At 49.8% G+C, this 20,892-nt stretch carries 15 protein-coding genes; 8 read left to right on the forward strand and 7 right to left on the reverse strand.

Features of this window, described 5'->3' with window-relative positions; all coding sequences use genetic code 11:
• Positions 1–21 precede the first annotated feature (21 nt).
• The 3 genes from WBJ53_RS24530 to WBJ53_RS24540 all read right to left on the reverse strand — a co-directional run bounded on the left by WBJ53_RS24530 (position 22) and on the right by WBJ53_RS24540 (position 3,704).
• On the reverse strand, positions 22–1,341 hold the full coding sequence (locus WBJ53_RS24530) for an NCS2 family permease (RefSeq protein WP_338871107.1): 1,320 nt from the start codon (positions 1,339–1,341) through the stop codon (positions 22–24).
• A 171-nt stretch (positions 1,342–1,512) separates the two neighbouring features.
• Positions 1,513–2,238, reverse strand: coding sequence for a glucosamine-6-phosphate deaminase (locus tag WBJ53_RS24535; protein ID WP_338871109.1), 726 nt, complete (start codon positions 2,236–2,238; stop codon positions 1,513–1,515).
• A gap of 113 nt (positions 2,239–2,351) precedes the next feature.
• The gene (locus WBJ53_RS24540; RefSeq protein WP_338871111.1) at positions 2,352–3,704 is read right to left on the reverse strand and encodes an alkaline phosphatase D family protein; all 1,353 of its coding nucleotides are present in this window, start codon (positions 3,702–3,704) and stop codon (positions 2,352–2,354) included.
• A gap of 42 nt (positions 3,705–3,746) precedes the next feature.
• Here WBJ53_RS24540 and lysA point away from each other — a divergent pair, with 42 nt between their 5' ends.
• A complete protein-coding gene (lysA, locus tag WBJ53_RS24545) occupies positions 3,747–5,009 on the forward strand; it encodes a diaminopimelate decarboxylase (protein ID WP_338871113.1) in 1,263 nt (420 codons plus the stop codon).
• 105 nt (positions 5,010–5,114) lie between these two features.
• Positions 5,115–5,828: a YebC/PmpR family DNA-binding transcriptional regulator gene (locus WBJ53_RS24550; protein ID WP_338871115.1), complete on the forward strand. Its 714-nt coding sequence runs from the start codon at positions 5,115–5,117 to the stop codon at positions 5,826–5,828.
• A 74-nt stretch (positions 5,829–5,902) separates the two neighbouring features.
• On the opposite strand, the gene WBJ53_RS24555 is transcribed toward WBJ53_RS24550, so the two are convergent.
• The 3 genes from WBJ53_RS24555 to WBJ53_RS24565 form a co-directional block, all read right to left on the reverse strand.
• Positions 5,903–8,812 carry a gliding motility-associated C-terminal domain-containing protein gene (locus WBJ53_RS24555; protein WP_338871117.1) on the reverse strand — a complete coding sequence of 970 codons (2,910 nt, stop codon included), beginning with the start codon at positions 8,810–8,812 and terminating at the stop codon, positions 5,903–5,905.
• Positions 8,813–9,007: 195 nt separating this feature from the next.
• Positions 9,008–9,991 (reverse strand): glycosyltransferase family 2 protein, encoded by a 984-nt coding sequence (locus WBJ53_RS24560; RefSeq protein WP_338871119.1) that lies wholly within the window; start codon positions 9,989–9,991, stop codon positions 9,008–9,010.
• Between the two features lie 128 nt (positions 9,992–10,119).
• The gene (locus tag WBJ53_RS24565) at positions 10,120–11,625 is read right to left on the reverse strand and encodes a circularly permuted type 2 ATP-grasp protein (RefSeq protein WP_338871121.1); all 1,506 of its coding nucleotides are present in this window, start codon (positions 11,623–11,625) and stop codon (positions 10,120–10,122) included.
• Between the two features lie 388 nt (positions 11,626–12,013).
• Between WBJ53_RS24565 and WBJ53_RS24570 the strand changes: the two genes are divergently transcribed.
• Positions 12,014–12,730: a PepSY-like domain-containing protein gene (locus WBJ53_RS24570; protein WP_338871123.1), complete on the forward strand. Its 717-nt coding sequence runs from the start codon at positions 12,014–12,016 to the stop codon at positions 12,728–12,730.
• Between the two features lie 74 nt (positions 12,731–12,804).
• Here the strand turns inward: WBJ53_RS24570 and WBJ53_RS24575 are convergent, their stop codons facing one another.
• Positions 12,805–13,872, reverse strand: coding sequence for an Ldh family oxidoreductase (locus WBJ53_RS24575; protein ID WP_338871125.1), 1,068 nt, complete (start codon positions 13,870–13,872; stop codon positions 12,805–12,807).
• Between the two features lie 102 nt (positions 13,873–13,974).
• Between WBJ53_RS24575 and WBJ53_RS24580 the strand changes: the two genes are divergently transcribed.
• The 5 genes from WBJ53_RS24580 (at position 13,975) to WBJ53_RS24600 (ending at position 20,835) form a co-directional block, all read left to right on the forward strand.
• Positions 13,975–14,565: a hypothetical protein gene (locus WBJ53_RS24580; protein WP_338871127.1), complete on the forward strand. Its 591-nt coding sequence runs from the start codon at positions 13,975–13,977 to the stop codon at positions 14,563–14,565.
• Positions 14,566–14,696: 131 nt separating this feature from the next.
• Positions 14,697–15,965: a 3-phosphoshikimate 1-carboxyvinyltransferase gene (locus WBJ53_RS24585; protein ID WP_338871129.1), complete on the forward strand. Its 1,269-nt coding sequence runs from the start codon at positions 14,697–14,699 to the stop codon at positions 15,963–15,965.
• 444 nt (positions 15,966–16,409) lie between these two features.
• Positions 16,410–16,754, forward strand: coding sequence for a cupin domain-containing protein (locus WBJ53_RS24590; RefSeq protein ID WP_338871131.1), 345 nt, complete (start codon positions 16,410–16,412; stop codon positions 16,752–16,754).
• A gap of 58 nt (positions 16,755–16,812) precedes the next feature.
• Positions 16,813–18,693, forward strand: coding sequence for a DUF1080 domain-containing protein (locus WBJ53_RS24595; protein WP_338871133.1), 1,881 nt, complete (start codon positions 16,813–16,815; stop codon positions 18,691–18,693).
• Positions 18,694–18,714: 21 nt separating this feature from the next.
• Complete coding sequence (locus WBJ53_RS24600; protein ID WP_338871135.1) at positions 18,715–20,835, forward strand: plastocyanin/azurin family copper-binding protein; 2,121 nt, start codon at positions 18,715–18,717, stop codon at positions 20,833–20,835.
• Positions 20,836–20,892 lie beyond the last annotated feature (57 nt).

Below are 20,892 nucleotides of genomic sequence, written 5' to 3' on the forward strand. Positions count from 1 at the left end.
GCCAGCTATTTTCCCGAGCGTTCAATGCCCAGTCGTTAGAGCCAACACACAAAACACATCGACCACCCACAGTCCTAACGGAACTTCGCGGCTCTTGCCAACGGCAAGTTTAATGACCGTCCACGACAAAAATCCCCAAATCAGACCCTGTGTGATCGAGTAACTGAACGGAATCAGAACCAGCGCCAAAAACGCAGGCAAGGCATCATCGAGCTGGCCCCAGGCAATGCGTGTAACGGGCTTCATCATAAAGGCACCTACCAAAACCAGCGCCGGAGCCGTTGCAATAGCCGGAATAACCGATAGCAACGGCGATAAAAACAGAAACGGCAGAAAACAACTGCCTGCTACGATAGCGGTTAAGCCCGTTCGCCCGCCCTGCGCTATACCGACGGCCGATTCGATATAGGCCGTTCCGGGGCTGGTTCCCAGCACTCCCGCCAGCGTAGTCGATACAGCATCGGTCAGCAACGAACGGTTCAGGTTGCGGGGTTGCCCATCGGCCCCCTGCAACCCACCCGCTTCGGCAACGCCGACAAACGTCGATAGGCTATCGAACAGATCGGTGAAGGCAAACGCGAAAATAACTGGCCACAACGACCACGACAGGGAGTTCGCCAGATCCAGTTTACCGATCAGCGAAAAATCTGGAGCGGCCCAAAACCCCTGAATGTTCACCAGCGTTTTCTGCCCGAAATTAACGGCCGATGCATCACCCCAATATCGGCCAATGGGCCAGGCAGCCAGGGTAGTCAGAACTATGCCAATAATAATAGCCCCTGGCACATCTTTCACAACCAGTATGCTGGTTAGCAATAACCCAAATACAAATGTCAGCACAATTGGGTCGCTCAGATGAGCGACACTAACTAATGTGGCCGGATTAGCAATGATGAATTTGGCATTTTCGAAGCCAATCAGGGTAATAAACAATCCGATGCCTGCCGAAACTGCATACCGGATCGGTAGCGGAATAATCCGCACAATGGCCGATCGAACGTTCAGAACAGATAGCAACAAGAACAGAACACCCGCCCAGAACACAGCTCCCAGCGCAATTTCGGGCGTTAACCCCATGCCTTTAACCGCCGTAAAAGTAAAGAATGCGTTCAGGCCCATTCCGGGGGCTACCACTATCGGATTCCGGGCATAGAGCCCCATCATCAGACTACAGAAAAAAGAAAGCAGGACTGTAGCCGTCAGAACACCACTAAACGGCAACCCCGCCTGACTCAAAATAGACGGATTCACGACGATAATATACATCGTTGCCAGAAAGGTGGACACGCCGGCAAGAACTTCGGTACGGCGGGAAGCAGGAAACGTATCGTTTTCAGCCATTCAGTTTATCAGGTTGTCATTGATTGCTGAACATACAACGATTGCCGAACAATGCCAATGACAGACCATAATTTACCAACAGATTTCAACAGTCTGAAAAGCTCAAAACCTTTGCCCTTCTACCTTTGACAGCATTTTGACCTTTGTCACAGGTAGAAGGGCTGTACTTGCTCAGGAAACCAGGCTACCAGCGGCTGCATCGACCCATACGTGGGCATTGGGCCGGGTTTGAATAATGCTGGCCGGAACCTCTTCGGTAATAGGCCCGGTGAGCGCCTGACGGAGTATCGACGCTTTTTTCTCACCACTCACCAGCAGAATCACATCCCGTGCTTCGGCCAGATGGCGCAATCCGATCGTAATGCCTTTGGTCAGTTCGGTTTGCGACGTAAAATATTTTTGCCCAACCGTCTTTGTACTCTCAGCCAATTCGACCACATGGCAACCCAGGTTAAACGGCGTACCCGGCTCATTGAGGGCAATATGGCCGTTCATGCCCATACCCACCAGCAGGAGATCTAATCCGCCTTTCGAGCGAATAACCGCATCGATTCGTTTACATTCAGTGGCTAGGTCGTCGGCTTTGGCATCAAAAACATGAATTTGGTCCGGGCGTAGATGCAAAGGATTAAATAAGTCGCGGTAGACGTAATACGAACAGCTACCGGCATCGTCGGGACCAAAACCAACCCACTCGTCCAGGCCAACAAACGTACATTGGCTAATGTCGACCTTACCAGCCTGCACCAGTGCTACGAACCGGTGATAGGTTTCGATCGGGGTATCGCCCGATGCCAGACAAAGGAGCGAATCGGGCTTTTGATTAATCTTTTTGGCAATGTATTCGGCAGTAAACTGAGAAAGTGTATTATGATCAGCAAATTTTTTAAGATTCATAAGGGGATTTAGGAGAAGTTGGTTTAGGGTTTTCAGTTTACGGTTACTCTGCCCATTGGTCTTCTATAGCGGAGCGACCGAAAACTAAAAACCCTAAACTGAATAGTCTTTACTCATTGCAATTCGCTGGCCCGTATGTCGCGGCTCCAGCGTTCGGCACCTTTCTGATCGTAGACTTTTATGTTCAGCAGCCGGTCTTTCAGTGGTCCGCTCACGCTTAGAATGCCAAAATTACGATCGTTTACCAGTGTTCCGTCTACATAACTCGCCTGTTTTACCTCCTCGGCCAGCGCGGGAGCGGGCGAGGAGGTCAGCGGAGAAATCGTCAGGTCATAGAGCGGATAAGTACCCGACCGGTCGAGCTTGTGCAAAATGGAGTGGTGCCGGTCGCCGGTAATAAACAATACCCCCGGAATCTTCGCATCGGTAATAGCTTTAAACAGTTTCTCGCGTTCGGTGCCGTAGACGGCATAGTTTTCAAAGATTTTCGCCGGGTTAACGATCTGCCCTCCCGTGACGATAAACTTGAACGAAGCTTTACTGAATGTAAGCGCATCCAGCAACCATTGTAGTTGCTTATCACCGAAATAAGCTTTGCCAGGGCCATCGGCCATTTTATCCGGTGCGCGAAAAGTGCGATCGTCAAGCAGAAAAAACTGGCAGTCGTTCCAAAAGAAAGTGCCCGTACACCCTTCAGGAAAAATGTAGTTCGGATTTGCCCAAAAGAGTTTAAAGGCATCCAGCGTAACCGATTTCAGCCAATATGACCGATCTGAATCATCAGGACCATAGTCATGATCGTCCCAGATAGCGTAATTATGAGCCGACGCCAGCAACGGCTGCATTTCGGGTAGTGACCGCGTATGCGTATAACGCTTCAACACGCCCGTGCGGCTGTTCCAGTCCACTTCGCGAGTATACGTATTGTCGCCGGTCCAGATCATAAAATCGGGTTTCTGAGCAGCCAGCGTCGTAAAGATTTCGTAGCCACCTCCATAGGGTTTACCGGGCCGGTCAGTGCCCTCCTCGTTGACGTAGGTGCAGCTTCCGACGGCGAAATGAAAAGCCGGGGGGTCGGTCCGCCACTGCCACAGGTTTTGGGTTTGAAACTGGGTCGGGTAAGGCAGGCTCACCTTTCTGCCCTCGATCAACAGATCGTACTCGTATTTTTTTCCGGGTTCCACCTGATTGGCGAGCAGGTGGGCTGTAAAAGCCGCTTTCTGATTGGTTTGAACTTCGTTGGTCAGATAAGCAGGGGTTGCTTTTCCGGCTTCATGATAGCTAATCTGCACCCTGGCAGGCCGGTTGGTTTGCGCCCAGAGCATCACCTCCCGCATGTCGGAATAGCCTACCATTGGCCCCGACTGAAGCGGGCTGGCAGCAACAGGGGTTTTGGCCGATTGAGCAACCAATAGCAACGGATTGACAAACAGCCATAACAAGAGTACGCAGCGAATATTGTACATAGCAGAAAGATGGCGTAATTTTGCGGCTCGTTTACAGAAACCATGCACGTAAAAGACCGCAACTATCAGATTCAGGGTGTCGATGTACTGGCGATTGCCGACCAATTCGGATTACCATTGTACGTATACGACGCAGACAAAATTATCGAAAAAATTGGCTTGCTCCGGTCATCTTTTGCCGGGGTCAACCTAAAGATAAAGTATGCGGCCAAAGCTCTGACAAATGTATCGATTCTAAAATTGATGCGTCAGCAGGGTGTTGAAATGGATTCGGTTTCGGTCAACGAAGCGCGCATGGGCCTGCTGGCCGGTTTCGATCCTGGTCAGATTATGTTTACGCCCAGTGGTGTGTCGTTCGATGAGATTCGGGAGGCCGTTGAAATGGGGCTGCAACTCAATGTCGACAGCCTGTCGTTGCTCGAATGGGTTGGTCGTACCTATGGCTCGTCGGTTCCGGTCAGCATTCGGATCAACCCGCACATTGCCGAAGGCGGAAACATTAAAATTTCGACTGGCCACGCCGATTCGAAGTTTGGCATTTCGATTCTCCAGCGCCCCGAAATCAGGGCAATGGTAGAGCGGTACCAGCTTCTGGTGGCAGGTCTGCACATCCATACGGGTTCAGATTTCAAGAATGCCAATGCGTTTTTGCGCGGTGCTGAAGTGTTATTCGATCTGGCCAGCGACTATCCAGACCTAAAATTTATTGATTTCGGGAGCGGTTTCAAAGTGGCGTATAAAGCGGGCGATCATATTACCGATGTTGTTGACCTGGGCCGAAAAGTATCCGAAACGTTCAAAAGTTTTTGTCAGCAATATGGGCGGGAACTGGAACTCTGGTTCGAACCGGGCAAGTTTCTGGTCAGCGAAAGCGGTCATCTGCTGGTTCGTACGAATATTGTTAAAGAAAACCCGTCGCGTACGTTCGTAGCAGTAGACTCAGGGCTGAACCACCTTATTCGGCCAATGATGTATGATGCCTACCACGACATTAAAAACGTGTCGAATCCACTGGGCGACGAGAAAACGTATACGGTGGTGGGCTATATCTGCGAAACCGATACGTTTGCGACCGATCGCGATCTGCCGGAAGTACGTCCGGGCGACGTATTATCGCTCGAAAATGCCGGTGCTTATGGCTTCAGCATGGCTTCGAACTATAATGCCCGGCTGCGACCTGCCGAAGTACTCGTCTATGAAGGCACTCCCTACCTGATCCGCCAGCGTGAAACCTTCGAAGACCTGCTGCGGGGTCAGGTCGATGTTCCAGTATTGAATTCGGAAATAATTGAGCAACAAGTATAGGCATGGTTTATAGTTTATGGTTGCTTTGCCTAGTAGAATCACTCTGATGCAGAGCAACCATAGACAATAAACTATAAACTGTACTACCACAAACCATAAACCAAAATGGGAAGAGCGTTTGAATACCGGAAAGCGCGGAAAATGAAACGGTGGGGGCAAATGGCCAAGACCTTCACCCGGATAGGAAAAGATATTGTTATTGCCGTTAAAAACGGTGGGCCTGATCCTGATACAAACGGTCGTCTGCGGGCTATTATCCAGAACGCCAAAGCGGCAAACATGCCGAAAGAGAACGTAGATCGGGCCATTAAAAAAGCCTCGTCGAAAGAGCAGGAGGACTATAAAGAAATCGTCTACGAAGCATACGCTCCGCATGGCATAGCCCTTGTTATCGAAACAGCAACCGATAACCACAACCGAACAGTAGCCAACATTCGAAGCTATCTGAACAAGCTTGGTGGTAGTCTGGGTACACAAGGTATGCTCGACTTCCTGTTCGATCGCAAATCGGTGTTTCGTATTCCGGCCGAGGGCATCGATCAGGAAGAGCTGGAACTGGAACTGATCGATGTGGGTGGTGATGAGGTCGAACTCGATGAAGAAACCGATCAATTTGTTATCTATGGCGAGTTCACGGCATTTGGTGCTATCCAGAAGTTTCTGGAAGAGAAAGGCTACGATATTAAACAGGCCGAGTTTGAACGTATTCCTAATGATTATAAGGAACTAACTGACGAAGAAGTTGCTGATGTTGAAAAACTCATCGAACGCATCGAAGAAGACGACGATGTGCAAACGGTGTATCATAACATGAAGTAAAGGTCAGTAACCACATAAAAAGGCCGGGATGTCATTACATTCCCGGCCTTTTTATGTGTATTTTCTTTAGAGTCTTATCGCATACTCACGCCTTCGCGGAGGATCTGTACCCAGCCCTTTAGCACCTGAGCCGGAGCATCGCGGTCCAGCAGCGAATACCCAACACTCACCTGATAGTAGTATAAACCACTCGGCAAATCACTCCCATCACTCGACTTGCCATTCCACGACAAACGCGCGCTGCTCCCCTCATACACCTTGCTGCCATACCGGTTGTAAACCACCAACGCTACACTCTCCACAAAACGGGGACACTTCAAGGGCTCGAACAAATCGTTCTTCCCATCCCCATTCGGGGTGAACACATTCGGCAGCACTAACAACGGACACGCGTCATTGCAAACCCTGTTGGAGGGTAAACTCTCGACTCCAGAACGACTCACCGCCGTCACAAAATAACAACCCGACACCGTCGTCAGATTCACATGATCGAAACTCAGCGTCGGCGCCGGGATACTCACCAGCTCCGAAGGCTTGTCCTGCTCATAACGCCCATAGTAGACCTTGTAACTCACCACATTAGGATCGCAATCGGCACTCGTCGTCAGCCGCCAGCGCAGCTTGTTGGTGAAACTACTCTGACCACACAGGCTCTCATTGCTCAGGCTGGCACAGTCCAGACTGTCCAGACCCAGCATCGGCGCACAGGGACGGGTCGTGTCGGTGGGCGTGGCACAAATGAGCTGGCTGTAGTTGAGCAACACCCCCAGACTGGCCAGCTTGCTGTCGGCATACTGGCCACGGGTCATCACCCGGTAACAATAACTGCTGTCGGCCGACAAGCTCCGACTCGTGTTGCCATCGGCCACAAAGCTGTCGGTGCCCGTATCGGTGAAGGTGTAAGTGGGGGCGCCCTGCACCGACACCTCAGCAATCTTGTTGAAAGGTCCCCCTGGCCCCGAGCGGCTGCGGTAGACATCGTGACGCTGGTTGTCGTTGCTCCAGGGGGTGTTGGCCTGCCAGCTGAGGGTGATGCTCCGCTGGGCCGGATTGGCCGCCAGCCGCACACTCGATGCCGGATCGGTCACATCCAGGCGGGTGAGCTGGCCATTGGCGTTGGTGTAGTAGAACTCCACCCGGTAGCGATAGGCCGAGTCGGTGGTGTTGAGAGCCGCTGTAGGGCTTCCCCGATCGACATAGACGGTGTCGGCCAGTCCGGGCTGGATGGAGGTGTTGATGGTGGCAATGGGGGAGAAGTTGGAGCCATTGAGGCCGCTAGCCCGCTGGAGCCGGTACTGATAAGGAGCCCCCAGCTCGCCGGGTTGGAGCCCCAGGGGTCTGGTCCAGCGAACGGTGATCTGTCCGCGCTGGGTGTGGGTGGAGTCGACGGTGACCTGAGTCATGACGGGTGCCAGCAGGGGCAGTTCGAGACAGGCTTCGGTGGAGGCCACGCTGAGTCCACCGTTATCGCCGATACCGGGATTGCGGGCTACGATTCGGTAGGAGTAGCTGATGCCCCGTTTGAGGGCGGAGGTGTCGATGTAGGCCGTAGCGGTATAAGGCAGCTCGGCAATTTTCTGATACCCCAGCGAAGCCGGCAGTCCGGTGGTGCAGACATCGGGGTTGTAGGTCGTACAACCTTCCTTTCGGTAGACGATGAGTTTGGTGGTATCGGGCAGTCCTCCCGAAGAGGTGATTTGGCCGCAGGAGTAGGGATTCCAGTTAAGCTGGATGGCTCTTCCTGACGCGGTAGCGGTGGGTTTGGCAGTCAGGTTTTTAACGGCAGGGGCATAGACCCGAATGCGCAATGTTGCAAAGGAGACCAGTCCCACAGCAGCTCGGCCGGGCACATCCGTCACCTTAAGGGTAATATCGTACGGTTCTTTTCGGGCGTGGTTACAGTTGGTTTGCCAGGAGAAGGTTGCTGTGGCTGGTTGTGGTAGGGGTACATTGCCGTTAATCAGTTTCGCATACTCCGGCGCTACTAACTGTCCCGCAGGAAAGGGTTGCCCATCACTGTTCACGTTGAAGGGTCCACCATAAGCCGTAATGATAACTCGCTGGCCATCAGGATCAGTTGCCTGAATGGGTTGCTGAATGAGTGTACCGGCTTCGACACAGAGTTCCGTTCCGGCAATCAGGGGTCGTTTGTTGGGTTCATCGACGACAATAATTTGCATGTCGCGGGTGATTTCGCCGATGAGGACACCATTTCGCCATTCTTCAATGATGAAGGCAAAGTTGAACTGGCCAGCCTGTCCTGGAGCATCCCAGCAGAGATCGCCGGTTTTCGCATCGATGGTAAACGTAGGCGGTGCCCCCCCGTCTTCCCGAACGGTACTGAAGGTAGTTGGGTCCTGATACGCCGGAATAAACCGACTCCGACAGCTATTTGGAATTCCTTCCTGGGGCTTGCTGAGCCGATATGCTAAACTATCGCCATCGGCATCGAAGGCAGCCGGGTTATGGCAGAACTTTTGCCCAACCCTGGCCGAATCGAGGGGAGGATTGAGCATGACCGGTGTTGAGTTTACCTGAAGAGCCGCATTGATCAGAATTGTAGTCGATACATAAAATGTGATCTGATCGGAACTACCCGCCGGGGGTAGGTTTAAGGTACCTTTATTCCGGTTCGCGATCTGTACACCAATGGTGTAGGCTCCTGGCCCCGCGTAGGTATGAGTAGTCACATACGTGTTCACGGATGAAGTTCCGCCATTTATGTACTTACGACTCACTCGTTTGACATCGGCCTGAGTTCCATCACCAAAACAAAACGTATAGGAATTGGCATCGTTAGCAGCCGTTTTTCCGGTTACTTCATCGTAGTACGTAGTCAGAGTAATTTCATAAGTTAGCGTAGCACCAGGCAGTCGCCGGGTTGTAATTTCACCGGCTCGTACGTGCGTTGCCTGACTAATGTTTGGCCATAAGATTGCTCCCAGTGCGAAGGCAATCAGCCCAATTGTATAAACTAAACGCATAGAGTTATCGCATTTCACTTACAACGAATTCCAGCCCAAAAAGTATATCTATCTATCAAGCCTGAAACCCTTTGTTTCGCTTCTGTTTGCAGAATATTTAGTAATCTGGTTCCTAATACTACGGTTATTTCGAAGTACGCTTATGGTCAGATAACCGTGGCAACATTCAGAACGAAAGTTCGCCCCATACGCTGTCTACTGTACTTTGTAGAAACCCGGACGGTTAAAAAGCGTTTTCCAGAAAAATCGTAGAAAGATACTGACTTGTTGAGCAAATGCCCGCTGATTTTCCAGTTCGGCCCATGGAATTTGGCGATTCCGTAGGTTTACGGCTATTTTCCACGCAAAAATAACAGGAACCATCAGCACATAATGGAGAATAAGTACCAGATAAGCACCTACACCATATTGTTTCCGAACCCATAACAACTGCGATACCTGTATCTGCGGTTTAAACCGATTAATGTGAGTTACTACGTGTTGCTGATTATTGTCGCTACTTCCGTATTCCAGATGCACGAAACTGGCATCTTTCAGCAACAGTAACTTTCCCTGCCGGCCCAACCGATAGCCCCATTCTACATCTTCACCGTACATAAAAAACGATTCATCCAGTCCACCTGCTTTGGCAATCGTCGTCTGGCGCGTCATCAGAAAAGCGCCCGACAACCACTCAACCTGATTTGGGTCAGCAAAATGTGGATCGGGAATTAATTTCTGGAGCCAGTTCTGAAAAACAGCGCCTGCTGGCAGGATATAGAACGCCCGACGCATCTGGCCAAAAGTCGTATACAGATTTGGTCGGAGTTGCCGGTCGGCTCCCAGTTGCTGTATACTAACGGCAGCCACATCCGGCTGTTGATCCAGAAGACTTACGCAACGCAGCAAAACATTGTTTGTTAGCAACGTATCGGAATTCAACAACAGGATATTGCGTCCTTTCGCCTGCCGGATGCCATAATTGTTGGCCCGGGCAAAGCCCGAATTATAGCCCATCTCAAACCAGCGAGTAGCCGGGAATCTGGCTTTAATCAATGCTTCGCTTTGATCTTCCGATTGATTATCAATAATTAAAATCTCAAATGCGATACCTGATGTATGCTGATATACTGACGTTAGGCAGTCAATAATAAGTTTGGGTGTCTTATAATTGACAATGATTATGCTTAAATCGAGCAAGATAAGTTGGATTAGCGAGGCCTAAAGATAGGCATAAGCTAAAAAAGGTGATTGGATGATGGCCGTAATTTGCGTTAAAACAAGTTACGGTCATCATCCAATCAGCCAGCTCAGGAGTAAAATCAGGCTCAATAGAGCACCCATGTATCTTTTCCTCCGCCCCCTTGCGACGAGTTCACAACAAGCGAACCCTTGCGTAATGCAACGCGGGTTAACCCTCCCGGAATAACATTAACACCATCGCCATATAAAATATAGGGCCGCAAATCAACATGGCGTCCTTCGGCATGATCGCCCACAATGCACGGCACCCGCGATAGCGAAATGGTTGGCTGGGCTATATAATTACGGGGGTTTTCCTTGATTTTCTGTCTGAATAATTCGTGGTCCTCAGGGGTCGCTTTAGGTCCAATCAGCATGCCATATCCACCGGCTTCATTCGCTTCTTTAACAACCAGTTGCTCGATGTTCTCCAACACATACTGGCAATCTTCTTCTTCCCGGCAAATGTAGGTGCGCACATTAGGAATGATCGGTTCTTCGCCCAGATAATACTGAATAATACGTGGCACGTAGGCATAAATCACCTTATCGTCGGCCACACCGGTTCCGGGTGCATTGGCCAGCGCAACACGACCTTTTTTATACACCTCAAATATGCCAGGTATACCAATCATCGAGTCAGGATTGAAAGCCTGTGGGTCGAGAAATGTATCGTCGATACGCCGGTAGATGACATCAACAATCTGGAATCCTTTGGTAGTACGCATTTTTACGTATCCACCCGAAACTACCAGATCGCGGGCTTCAACCAGCTCTACACCCATCTGTTGCGCCAGATAAGAATGCTCGAAGTAGGCCGAATTGTAAATTCCAGGTGTTAGGACAACTACCGTTGGATTTGGCCGATCGGCAATATACTGAAGCATCTGGAGCAACCGCATTGGATAGTCAGAAACGGGCCGAACACCCGTTTGTGTCAGCACTTCAGGGAACGTTTGTTTTGAAAGTTCACGGTTTTCGAGCATATACGACACCCCCGACGGACAGCGCAGGTTGTCTTCAAGCACCATAAACTGGCCGTCTTCGCCCCGAATCAGATCCGTTCCGGTAATGTGGCACCAGATGCCTTTAGGCGGTCTGACTCCCAGACAGGGAGTCAGAAATGATTTGCTGGACTCGATCAGGTCGCGCGGCACAACGCCGTCGTTCAGAATCTGCTGCTCGTTATAAACATCGTCGAGAAACATATTCAGCGCTTTTATTCGCTGAATCAGGCCCGCTTCGAGATTATCCCATTCGGCCGATTCAATAACCCGCGGAATAATATCGATTGGCATAATACGCTCAGTTCCTTCGCCTTCAGAATACACGTTGAATGTAATACCCATACTCATCAGCGACCGTTCGGCAGCATGTTGGCGGCCAATAATGTCTTCGCGGGTAAGTTGTTCGACTCGTTGCTGAAACGGAGCGCATCCGTCTCTTACCTGAGTTGGACTGACAAACATTTCATCGAAAAAATTCTCAGTCTGATAATCGGCAAAAGAGAAATTTGGGTTAGACTGGCCTTGCGTCTGGCTCATTCCGTTGAGCGTCTGGGATTGAGACTGTGCGGTGGATTTCTGTTTCATGGAACAATATATTGCCGTTTATCGGATTGACAAAATAGAACTTCAGCGAAGTTCCCGATTTCGCAAATCAATCGTTAGAAAAAACAAGATTAACAGATGCCCTTAATTAATGCAATAATCCGGGTATTCTTTAGTGGTTATCGGTCGGTAGAGATCGTTCTTTTCTCTTCAACAGCCTCCTTACTCAATATAGTATCTACTTCAGTAATCCTTCAGTATTTTTTAATCAAGACCCCTCTCCATTGCTTCTAATAAGCGATTTTCACTATTTTTTCAAAGAGTTGCAACAGTATATATACTTAGAACGTACCGGCAATTGAATCAGCGAGGAAGACTTTCCGAACGCTGATTATTATTTGGAATGCCAAAACAAAACCAACAACAATCTATGAAAGCACTGTTTGTTTTCAGTTGCATGGCTGCCCTTGTGCTAAGCCTGAATGCCTGTAACCATAATGCAGTAGACCCGTCCAGCACCGACGGGTCGGCCCGGTCGAGTGGCGTAGTGAGTGGAACAGCTACCGGGCCTGGAAGCCTAACGTCGGTTGATGTATCGACACTACCCAGTGCCATCACAACGTACATCAATACAAACTATGCCGGTGCTACCATTAAGGAAGCGGGGACCGATCCGAAGGGAAATTATGTAGTTATTATAACCCTCAACAACGAACTCAGGCTCTTAGCCTTCAAAGCCGACGGTACATTTATTAAAGAATTGAAAGGCGGCAAAGGCCGGCCTATGCCCGGCGATTCACTGCATCATCCAAAAGGCGATTCATTACATCACCCCCGACACGCTCCGGGCGACTCGCTGCATCACCCGCCAATGCCGGGCGATAGCCTTCACCATCCCCACGGCGATTCGCTGCACCATAAAGGCCCCGGACCTGGTGCTAATGTTACCGTAATTGCGGCTTCTGATCTGCCTTCTGCCATCACAACCTATATCAATACAAACTATGCTGGTGCCACTATTGAACAAGCGGCAAAGGATAACGCATCCAGCGACTATATTGTATTGATTAAAACAAGCGACAGTAAGCGCGTGTTGTTGCTGTTTGGTTCGGATGGCACCTTCAAAAAGGCCATAAAGGGTAAATAAGCGATTGAGTGAAAGAGTGATTGGGTGAATCAAGGGCTATTGATTTGCACTCATTCACTCTTTCATTTTTTAATTCAAAGCGTTACGCCAAAACGTTCGCCCAGTTCTTCGAGGCTTTTTATGACGGGTTCCAGCAATGGAATTCCATTAAGCAGCCGCTCAGCTTCCATTTCCCGCTCGGGGTCGCCTGGAATCAGTACCTGTTTCCCTTCAATGGCTTTTGCCTGCCGGAATCGCTGAATCCAGGTATCCATGTGTATTTTAAATTCATCGGCCGGACGAAAAGCATCAATCCGCATGGCCCCAAAGAAATGGCCTGTCCCCTGCCCTACTCCTTCGTTCGCCTGCATAAAGCCGGCCGTAGCAAAAGGCGGTACCCACGGACCATAGTTAGCCCCCGACAACACGCCCGAAAAAATATCGACCACGGCCCCTAAGCCGTATCCTTTGTGGCTGCCATGCTCCCGGTCGGTACCAAGCGGCAGCAAGGCTCCGCCGTTTCGGATAGCGTTGGCATCGGTTGTTGGCTGGCCTTCGGCATTCTGTGCCCAGCCCAGCGGAATATCCTGCCCTTTACGCTGCAAAATTTCGAGCTTTCCGTAGGCTACGGCCGTCGACGCAAAATCGGCCAGAAACGTAGGCTCGGTTGCCGCCGGAATGGCCACCGCAATTGGGTTTGTACCCAGCAACTTATCGAGCGAAAAGGTAGGTGCTACGAGCGGAGCGGCATGGGTCATGGCTTGCCCAATCATATCATGATCGGCAGCCAGCATTGCATGATAGCCCGCAATGCCAAAGTGATTGGAGTTGCGCACAGCCACCCAGCCCGTACCGGCAATTCGGGCTTTTTCAATAGCAACCTGCATTGCCCAGGGGCCAACCACCAGCCCTAACCCACGATCGCCATCAACAACGGCTGTAGATGGCGTTTCATGCACAATGCGAATATGCGGTTGCGGATTGATCCGGCCATGATCATAAAGCCGAACATAACCCGGTAAACGAGCTACCCCGTGCGAATCAACCCCACGCAGGTCGGCACTCACCAACACATCGGCGGCCAAACGAGCATCGGCCTCCAAACAGCCAATGGCTATAAAAATTTGTTCTGTAAATGAACGAAGTTGGTTTGCTGTAATCATGCCGCAAATTAGTCAAGACGATGTGAACCCATTAAACTTCACTAAAAATTCAGCCAATTGTGCGTTTTTTGCGTTATAACAGACAACGCCAGTTCTCTTACCATGAAGTCATATCACTCCCTCCTTTCTATTTCCATTCTTTTTATTGCTCTATTTTTTACACAAATTTCATTGGGCCAACCCACCGACACACTTACTACCGAACAGTTGCTTCAGCGGAAAGGTACCGCTTATTCAGCCCTGATACGGCCTTCCCGCTATCTGGCCCTCGATGTAAATCATACCTTTGGCGGCTTTCGGCGCTATCGTTTTTTTGTGGGCGATGAACTACACTTCAAAGCACGGGGCGAAAAATTCAGGGAAGAACTCTACGATGTCACAGATAGTACGTTTACCATTTTGATGGCAAACGAAGTTATGAACCGCGACGAACCCGTGACCTTTCGGCTTGCTGAAGTCGAGAAAGTTCTGCTTCACCGCCGAATCCCGTTTGTTACGGCTGCCGGTACTATTTTTCCACTGGCAGGTGGCGTTTATCTGTTAGCCGATGTGGTCAATAACGGCCAGTTGAATACCAATGTACTACCAGTAACAGGCGCCTTTATTGTTAGCGGACTTTTGTTCCACTGGTTAAGCAATCCCCACATACACATTAGTAAAAACCACCGGCTAAAAGTCTTGCGAACCTATTAGCTAGTTGGCAATTAGGCAGTAGTCATTAACACCCTAACAAACAGCCTATTACAAAAACAGTCAATGACAAATGACTAATGACAAACTAGTTCTGTTGGCCGAACGACCTGTAATGGTGTATCTTTGCCGTAATGAATGCCGTTAAGCTCACTCCACCTACTGGCCCGGTTCGGGCTACAATACCATTAGCTTCGTCGAAAAGCGAAAGCAATCGTGCCCTTATTATTGATGCCCTGACCGGTTTTCGGTGCGATTTAGCAAATCTGTCGACCGCTCGCGACACGCAGACGATGATTCGTTTGCTGAAATCGACAGACAGCACAGCCGACGTACTCGATGCCGGAACAACCATGCGTTTTCTGACGGCTTATTTTGCCGTAACGGGCCAGCAAAAGACCATGACCGGTACGCCACGGATGTGTGAACGGCCAATCGGTATTCTGGTCGATGCCCTGCGAAAACTAGGTGCCGACATCACGTACCTGAAAAATGAGGAGTATCCACCTTTGCAGCTCAATGGCTTTAATGCGTCGGCAAGCACCCAAAATCAAATAACCATTCGGGGCGATGTAAGCAGCCAATACATTTCGGCCCTGCTGATGATTGCCCCTATCCTGCCTAATGGGTTGACGCTGGAATTGACCGGTGCAATTGGGTCACGTCCATACATTGAAATGACACTGGAGCAGATGATTTACTTCGGTGCCGATGTTAAGGCCAACTGGGACTCGAAAACCATAATCGTTAATCCTCAGCCGTACACTCCCAAAGCATACACAATTGAGTCGGACTGGTCGGGAGCCAGCTACTGGTATAGCGTTGCCGCCCTCGCCAACGATAACCATGCCGAAATTGAACTCCTTGGACTAAAAGCGCGGTCGCTACAGGGCGATAGTGCCATTGTCGATATTATGCGGCCACTGGGCGTTGAAAGTACGTTTACTGATACGGGGGTAAAATTAACCAAACGCCCGGCCGAGTCGGCCCTATCGTGGGATTTTACGCACTGCCCTGATCTGGCACAAACGGTTGCCGTTTGTGCTACGGCAAAAGGCATTACGGTGACGTTGACCGGAATTGAAAGTCTAAAGATTAAGGAAACTGACCGTGTGGCTGCGCTACAGGCCGAGCTACAGAAGATTGGAGCCGAACTAATTGAGGTAGAGCCGAACCATCGGTATGAAGCCCGACCGTTGAGGGCAACATCCTGGACACCAGCAAGCATCGAAACCTACGATGACCACCGCATGGCGATGGCTTTTGCACCAGTCGCCATGAAACAGGAAGTCATTATTGAAGAGCCAGGCGTTGTGGCAAAATCGTACCCAAGTTTCTGGGATGACATGGCCCGAATAGTGAAAATTGAAGAAATTGTCAAAGGTTCAAATGTTGCAGGTTGAGTTAATCCTGATGGCTGATTTTTGCAGAAAAATGTAAAAATCAGACGCATGAAACTTTGCTTAACATTTGTGGAAAATTCCTGTATATATTTGCAACGTTAAGTAATTTTTAAGCGATAATTAACGTTTTATAAACAAGAAGTCGCCAACTTTGCAAAACGAATCGGACTTATAATCGGAAAACTTAAGGTTTTCTTGCACTATATAAAAATAATTGCTTAGTTAGCATAACGATCCTTTACAAAGGGAAGGTTGAACATCAAGATCTGGCGGCCGCCCGGTCGTCGGTCTTGAAATGGTGTGGATAGAAGCGGAAAGCCGCCCCGACATTCGGAGCGGCTTTTTTGTTTTTTATCGGTTCAAAAACCTCATTAACTTGCTTATTATTTCAGACAAAAGTAGAATCTATACCCTGGTTCTCTTATTAATCAAACTACGCTTATTATGACAGAAACACCATTGGCAGCGCGTTTTGCAGATGATCAGGCGATTCCGTGGGAATCGGTTGCCGACGGGGTCAAGCGAAAAATTATGACCTATGATGCTAATCTGATGATGGTGAAGGTTGCCTTTGAAACGGGTGGTATTGGCACACCCCATCAACATCCACATACGCAAATGAGCTATGTTGAAAGTGGTGCCTTTGCCATTACCATTGCCGAAGAGACCAAAACCCTGCGCACCGGTGATGCATATTATATCCCTCCTGATGTGTGGCATGGAGCTGTGTGTCTCGAAGCCGGTATACTGGTAGATGTTTTTACGCCCATGCGCGAAGATTTTGTGTAACTTGTTTTGAGGAAGTACCAGCCTCTTCCTTTTTGTTTCCTTTTCTTAATCTCTAATCATGCAACGATATTTCTGTTGTTTTCTGTGGTGCCTTACCCTGTATGCCTACTGCGTATCGGCCCAAACCAATGAATTACCCTACTCGAAAATTAATCTCGACAATCTGAACGATTTCAGACCAGTTGCCAATAACTGGAAAATTGCGGGCGACGTTTTCTACGACTTTGCCAAAAACGGAGCCGGCACAACAAAATCCGGAACAGGCATTGCCGTCAATGATCCATCGGGTAAAAACAAAGACCATCTGTTTACCAAAATGGAACATGGCGACATGGAACTGGAACTTGATTTTATGATGGCCAAAGAATCCAATTCGGGTATTTACCTGCAAGGTCGCTACGAGGTTCAGCTCTATGACAGTTGGGGCGTTAAAAAGCCCAGAACCCTGGACTGTGGTGCCATTTATGAACGTTGGGACGAAAATCGTCCCGAAGGTCGGCAAGGGTACGAAGGCCACCCACCTGCGCAAATCGTGAGTAAGGCCCCAGGTCTATGGCAACATCTTAAGATCGTATTTCGGGCACCCCGATTTAACGAAAAAGGCGAAAAAACAGCCAACGCCCGTTTCATAAAAGTGACCCTGAACGACGTAGTCCTCCACGAAAATATTGAAGTCACAGGCCCTACCCGGTCGGCTGTTTTTCAGGACGAAAAACCAACCGGACCGCTGATGATTCAGGGCGATCATGGTGCCGTTGCCATTCGGAATATCAATTACAAAGCTTATGGTATCGATCCGGTTGCGTTATCGAAACTTCATTTGAGTGCCTACGATGGCAAATTCCAGTCGGTCGATGAACTTAAATCGCTCACGCCCAAACGGGAAATGGATATCGACATACTGGCCCATCTGATACCGGGCAGCCGCGATAATTTTGCGGGCAAAATTACGGGCACCGTACATATTCCCCGTTCGGGACAGTATCTCTTTAATCTTAATCTCCGCTGGATTCCGACTGAGGTCAACGCCAACGTTCGGAATGGAGCCGGAGAGTTGAAAATTGCGGGCAAAAAAATCCTGGGCGTTACAACCGAAGATGGTGGTTCGTCGTCAACAAAAGTAAACCTAGAGGCTGGCGACTATCCAATTGAGCTTTCCTACTACAAAAATTTTGGTCTTTGGTATGCCCGCAGTAACGACATTCTATTGTCGGTAGAAGGCCCTGGCGTTGAATACACCACGTTGAATCCGGTAATCCGGGCCGAAGATCCGGTTAGCGAAATTACGGTTATGGCCAAAGCTGCTCCAGCCATGCAACGCGGTTTTGTTAATCACCACGGTAAAAAGCATACCCATACCATATCAGTTGGCGAACCCGACCTGGCGAACTATAGCGTGGACCTGAGCAAAGGCGAATTTCTGAAAATCTGGCGGGGCGATTTCCTGGAAACAACACCCATGTGGTATGGTCGTGGCGAAACACAGCTTGCACTGCCTTTAGGTAGCGTGATTGAACTGTCGGGAAAACCTTCGCTGGCTTTTCTGGCGGATAAAAATGCAGCCTGGCCCGACTCCAACGCCACCTACAACAACCTGGGCTATGATGTCGACAAAGCCGGACGACCCATTTTCAAATACACGCTGGGAACGGCCAATGTGCGGGAATCATTTGCATCGACCGACGAAGGTCGTAAACTATCGCATACGTTTACGGTAACACCTGCTACGCAGGATATCTGGTGTCGGCTGGCCGAAGGAACCGACATTGTTGAATTGCCAAACGGCCTCTACGCCATCAATGACAAGCAGTATTTCATTGAGCTGCCAGGTAAGGAAAAGCCAGTTGTCAGAACCACCGCTACGAACACAAAAGAACTTCTTCTGCCCATCAAAACGGGCGCTAATTCAGGAACCCTAACCTATTCTATCGTCTGGTAAGTTCCGTTTTTCGAAAGCATTATGAACATGAAGTATCATCCGATAAATCGTCTGGCCGGAGCCGTCCTCATCGTGCTGGGGCTTACCTGGATAAGCCCTGCAATTACAACCGTTCAGGCTCAGTCGACAACCAAAGGCGCGGCTAAAGCCGAACCTGATCCTGAAAAAGAAGACGATTTCTATAAACTCATTTCACTGCCAGTTCCTGAAGATATCATTCTGGAAGTGGGCGGAATGGCTACGTTGCCCGATGGGAGTCTGGCGATTTGCACCCGCCGGGGCGAAGTCTGGATTGTTAACAACCCTTACATCAGTGGAACCGAACGGCCAATGTATCAGCGGTTTGCCTATGGTCTGCACGAACCGCTGGGACTAGCCTACAAAGACGGCGACATCTATGTGACACAACGGAGTGAAATTACCCGTCTGCGCGATACCGATGGCGATGGCCAGGCCGACTCCTACGATAAAATATACTCGTGGCCGCTCTCGGGCAACTACCATGAATATTCCTACGGGCCTACCTTTTTGCCCAATGGCAATATGCTTGTTACGCTAAACGTAGGCTGGAGCAACAGCCTGGGGCATGGTGTTAGTCTGGTTCCCTGGCGAGGTTGGACGCTGGAAATTACTCCTGATGGAAAAATGACCCCTTTTGCTGCCGGAATGCGCTCTCCGGCTGGTTATGGCATGAACGCGGCTGGCGATTTTTTCTATACCGAAAACCAGGGCGACTGGGTTGGCTCGGGTCGAATTTCGCAGGTCGAAAAAGGCGATTTTCTGGGCAATGCCGAAAGCCTGCGGTGGACCGATATGCCTGGATCGCCCCTCAAGCTTAAACCACAGCAGGTTCCGAATACGGGCGAGCCACTGTATGATGTAGCTAAGCGCGTTCCGGAGTTGAAAGCGCCCGCTGTCTGGTTGCCGCATGGTATTTTAGGCATTTCGACATCGGGTATGCTGACCGATAATACCAATGGAAAATTTGGCCCCTTTGCCAATCAGGTTTTTGTTGGCGATCAGGGCCAAAGCATTGTTTCGCGGGTTGATTTCGAAAAAGTAAAAGGTAAATATCAGGGCGTTGTTTTCCCGTTCCGCGAAGGGTTTTCGTCGGGTGTACTGCGTCTGGTCTGGGGTCACGATGCCTCTATGTTTGTCGGCATGACCAGCCGGGGCTGGTCGTCGACGGGGAAAGAACTCTATAGTCTGCAACGGGTTGTCTGGACCGGACGAATGCCGTTTGAAATGAAAACCATCCATGCTATGCCCGATGGTTTTGAGATCGAATTTACCGAACCCGTCGATCAGGAACTGGCCGCCGATCCGGCATCGTATAAAGTAACGGGCTTCAACTACAAATACCATGCTACCTACGGCAGTCCGGTCATTAACCGGGCTGGTTGCCCAATTCGCGGTATTGTCGTGTCGAAAGATGGGCTGAAAGCGCGACTGGTCGTCGATAGCCTGCGTCTGGGTTATATTCATGAGATTACGACCGCTGGCGTTCGATCGTCCACGGGTCGGGCCTTGCTGCATAATGTAGGTTATTATACTCTGAACAATATTCCGGATGGCGACAAACTGGCCATTGTAGCAGCACCGAAGCATAACCACGCCGAAATGATGGCTTCGGCGGCAACTACGCCACCCGTCAACGCAAAAGCGAGTGCGGCCAAAGGAAAAACATCGGCAGCGAAACCAGCTTCGGCCAAAACAACTGCCAGCAGTGCGGCCAAACGCGTAACCGAAATGCCAGCATCGTGGAGCGAGCCCGATTATACGATCACCATTGGCACTAAACCGGGGCTGAAGTTTTCGCCGGAGCAGTTTCAGGTAAAAGCCGGAAGCAAGGTGCGCGTAGTTTTCAATAATGAAGACGACATGCTCCACAACTTTGTGGTTGTGCAACCAGGAACCGCTATTCAGGTTGGCGAACTCGCCATGAAGTTAGGGCTGGAAGGGCAGGAGAAAAACTACATTCCTGCGTCAGATAAAGTACTGAATCATACGAATCTGCTCCAACCCAACACCAACGAGACGATTTACTTCATTGCTCCCGAAAAACCCGGCGATTATACGTACGAATGCTCCGTTCCTGGTCATTTCTACGTTATGCAGGGCATAATGAAGGTTGTAAAATAATCCAGCTTATAGCTTATAGCCCGGTCAAAGTTGACCGGGCTATTTTATTATTCTACT

This window comes from Spirosoma sp. SC4-14 (assembly GCF_037201965.1).
Taxonomy (GTDB): domain Bacteria; phylum Bacteroidota; class Bacteroidia; order Cytophagales; family Spirosomataceae; genus Spirosoma.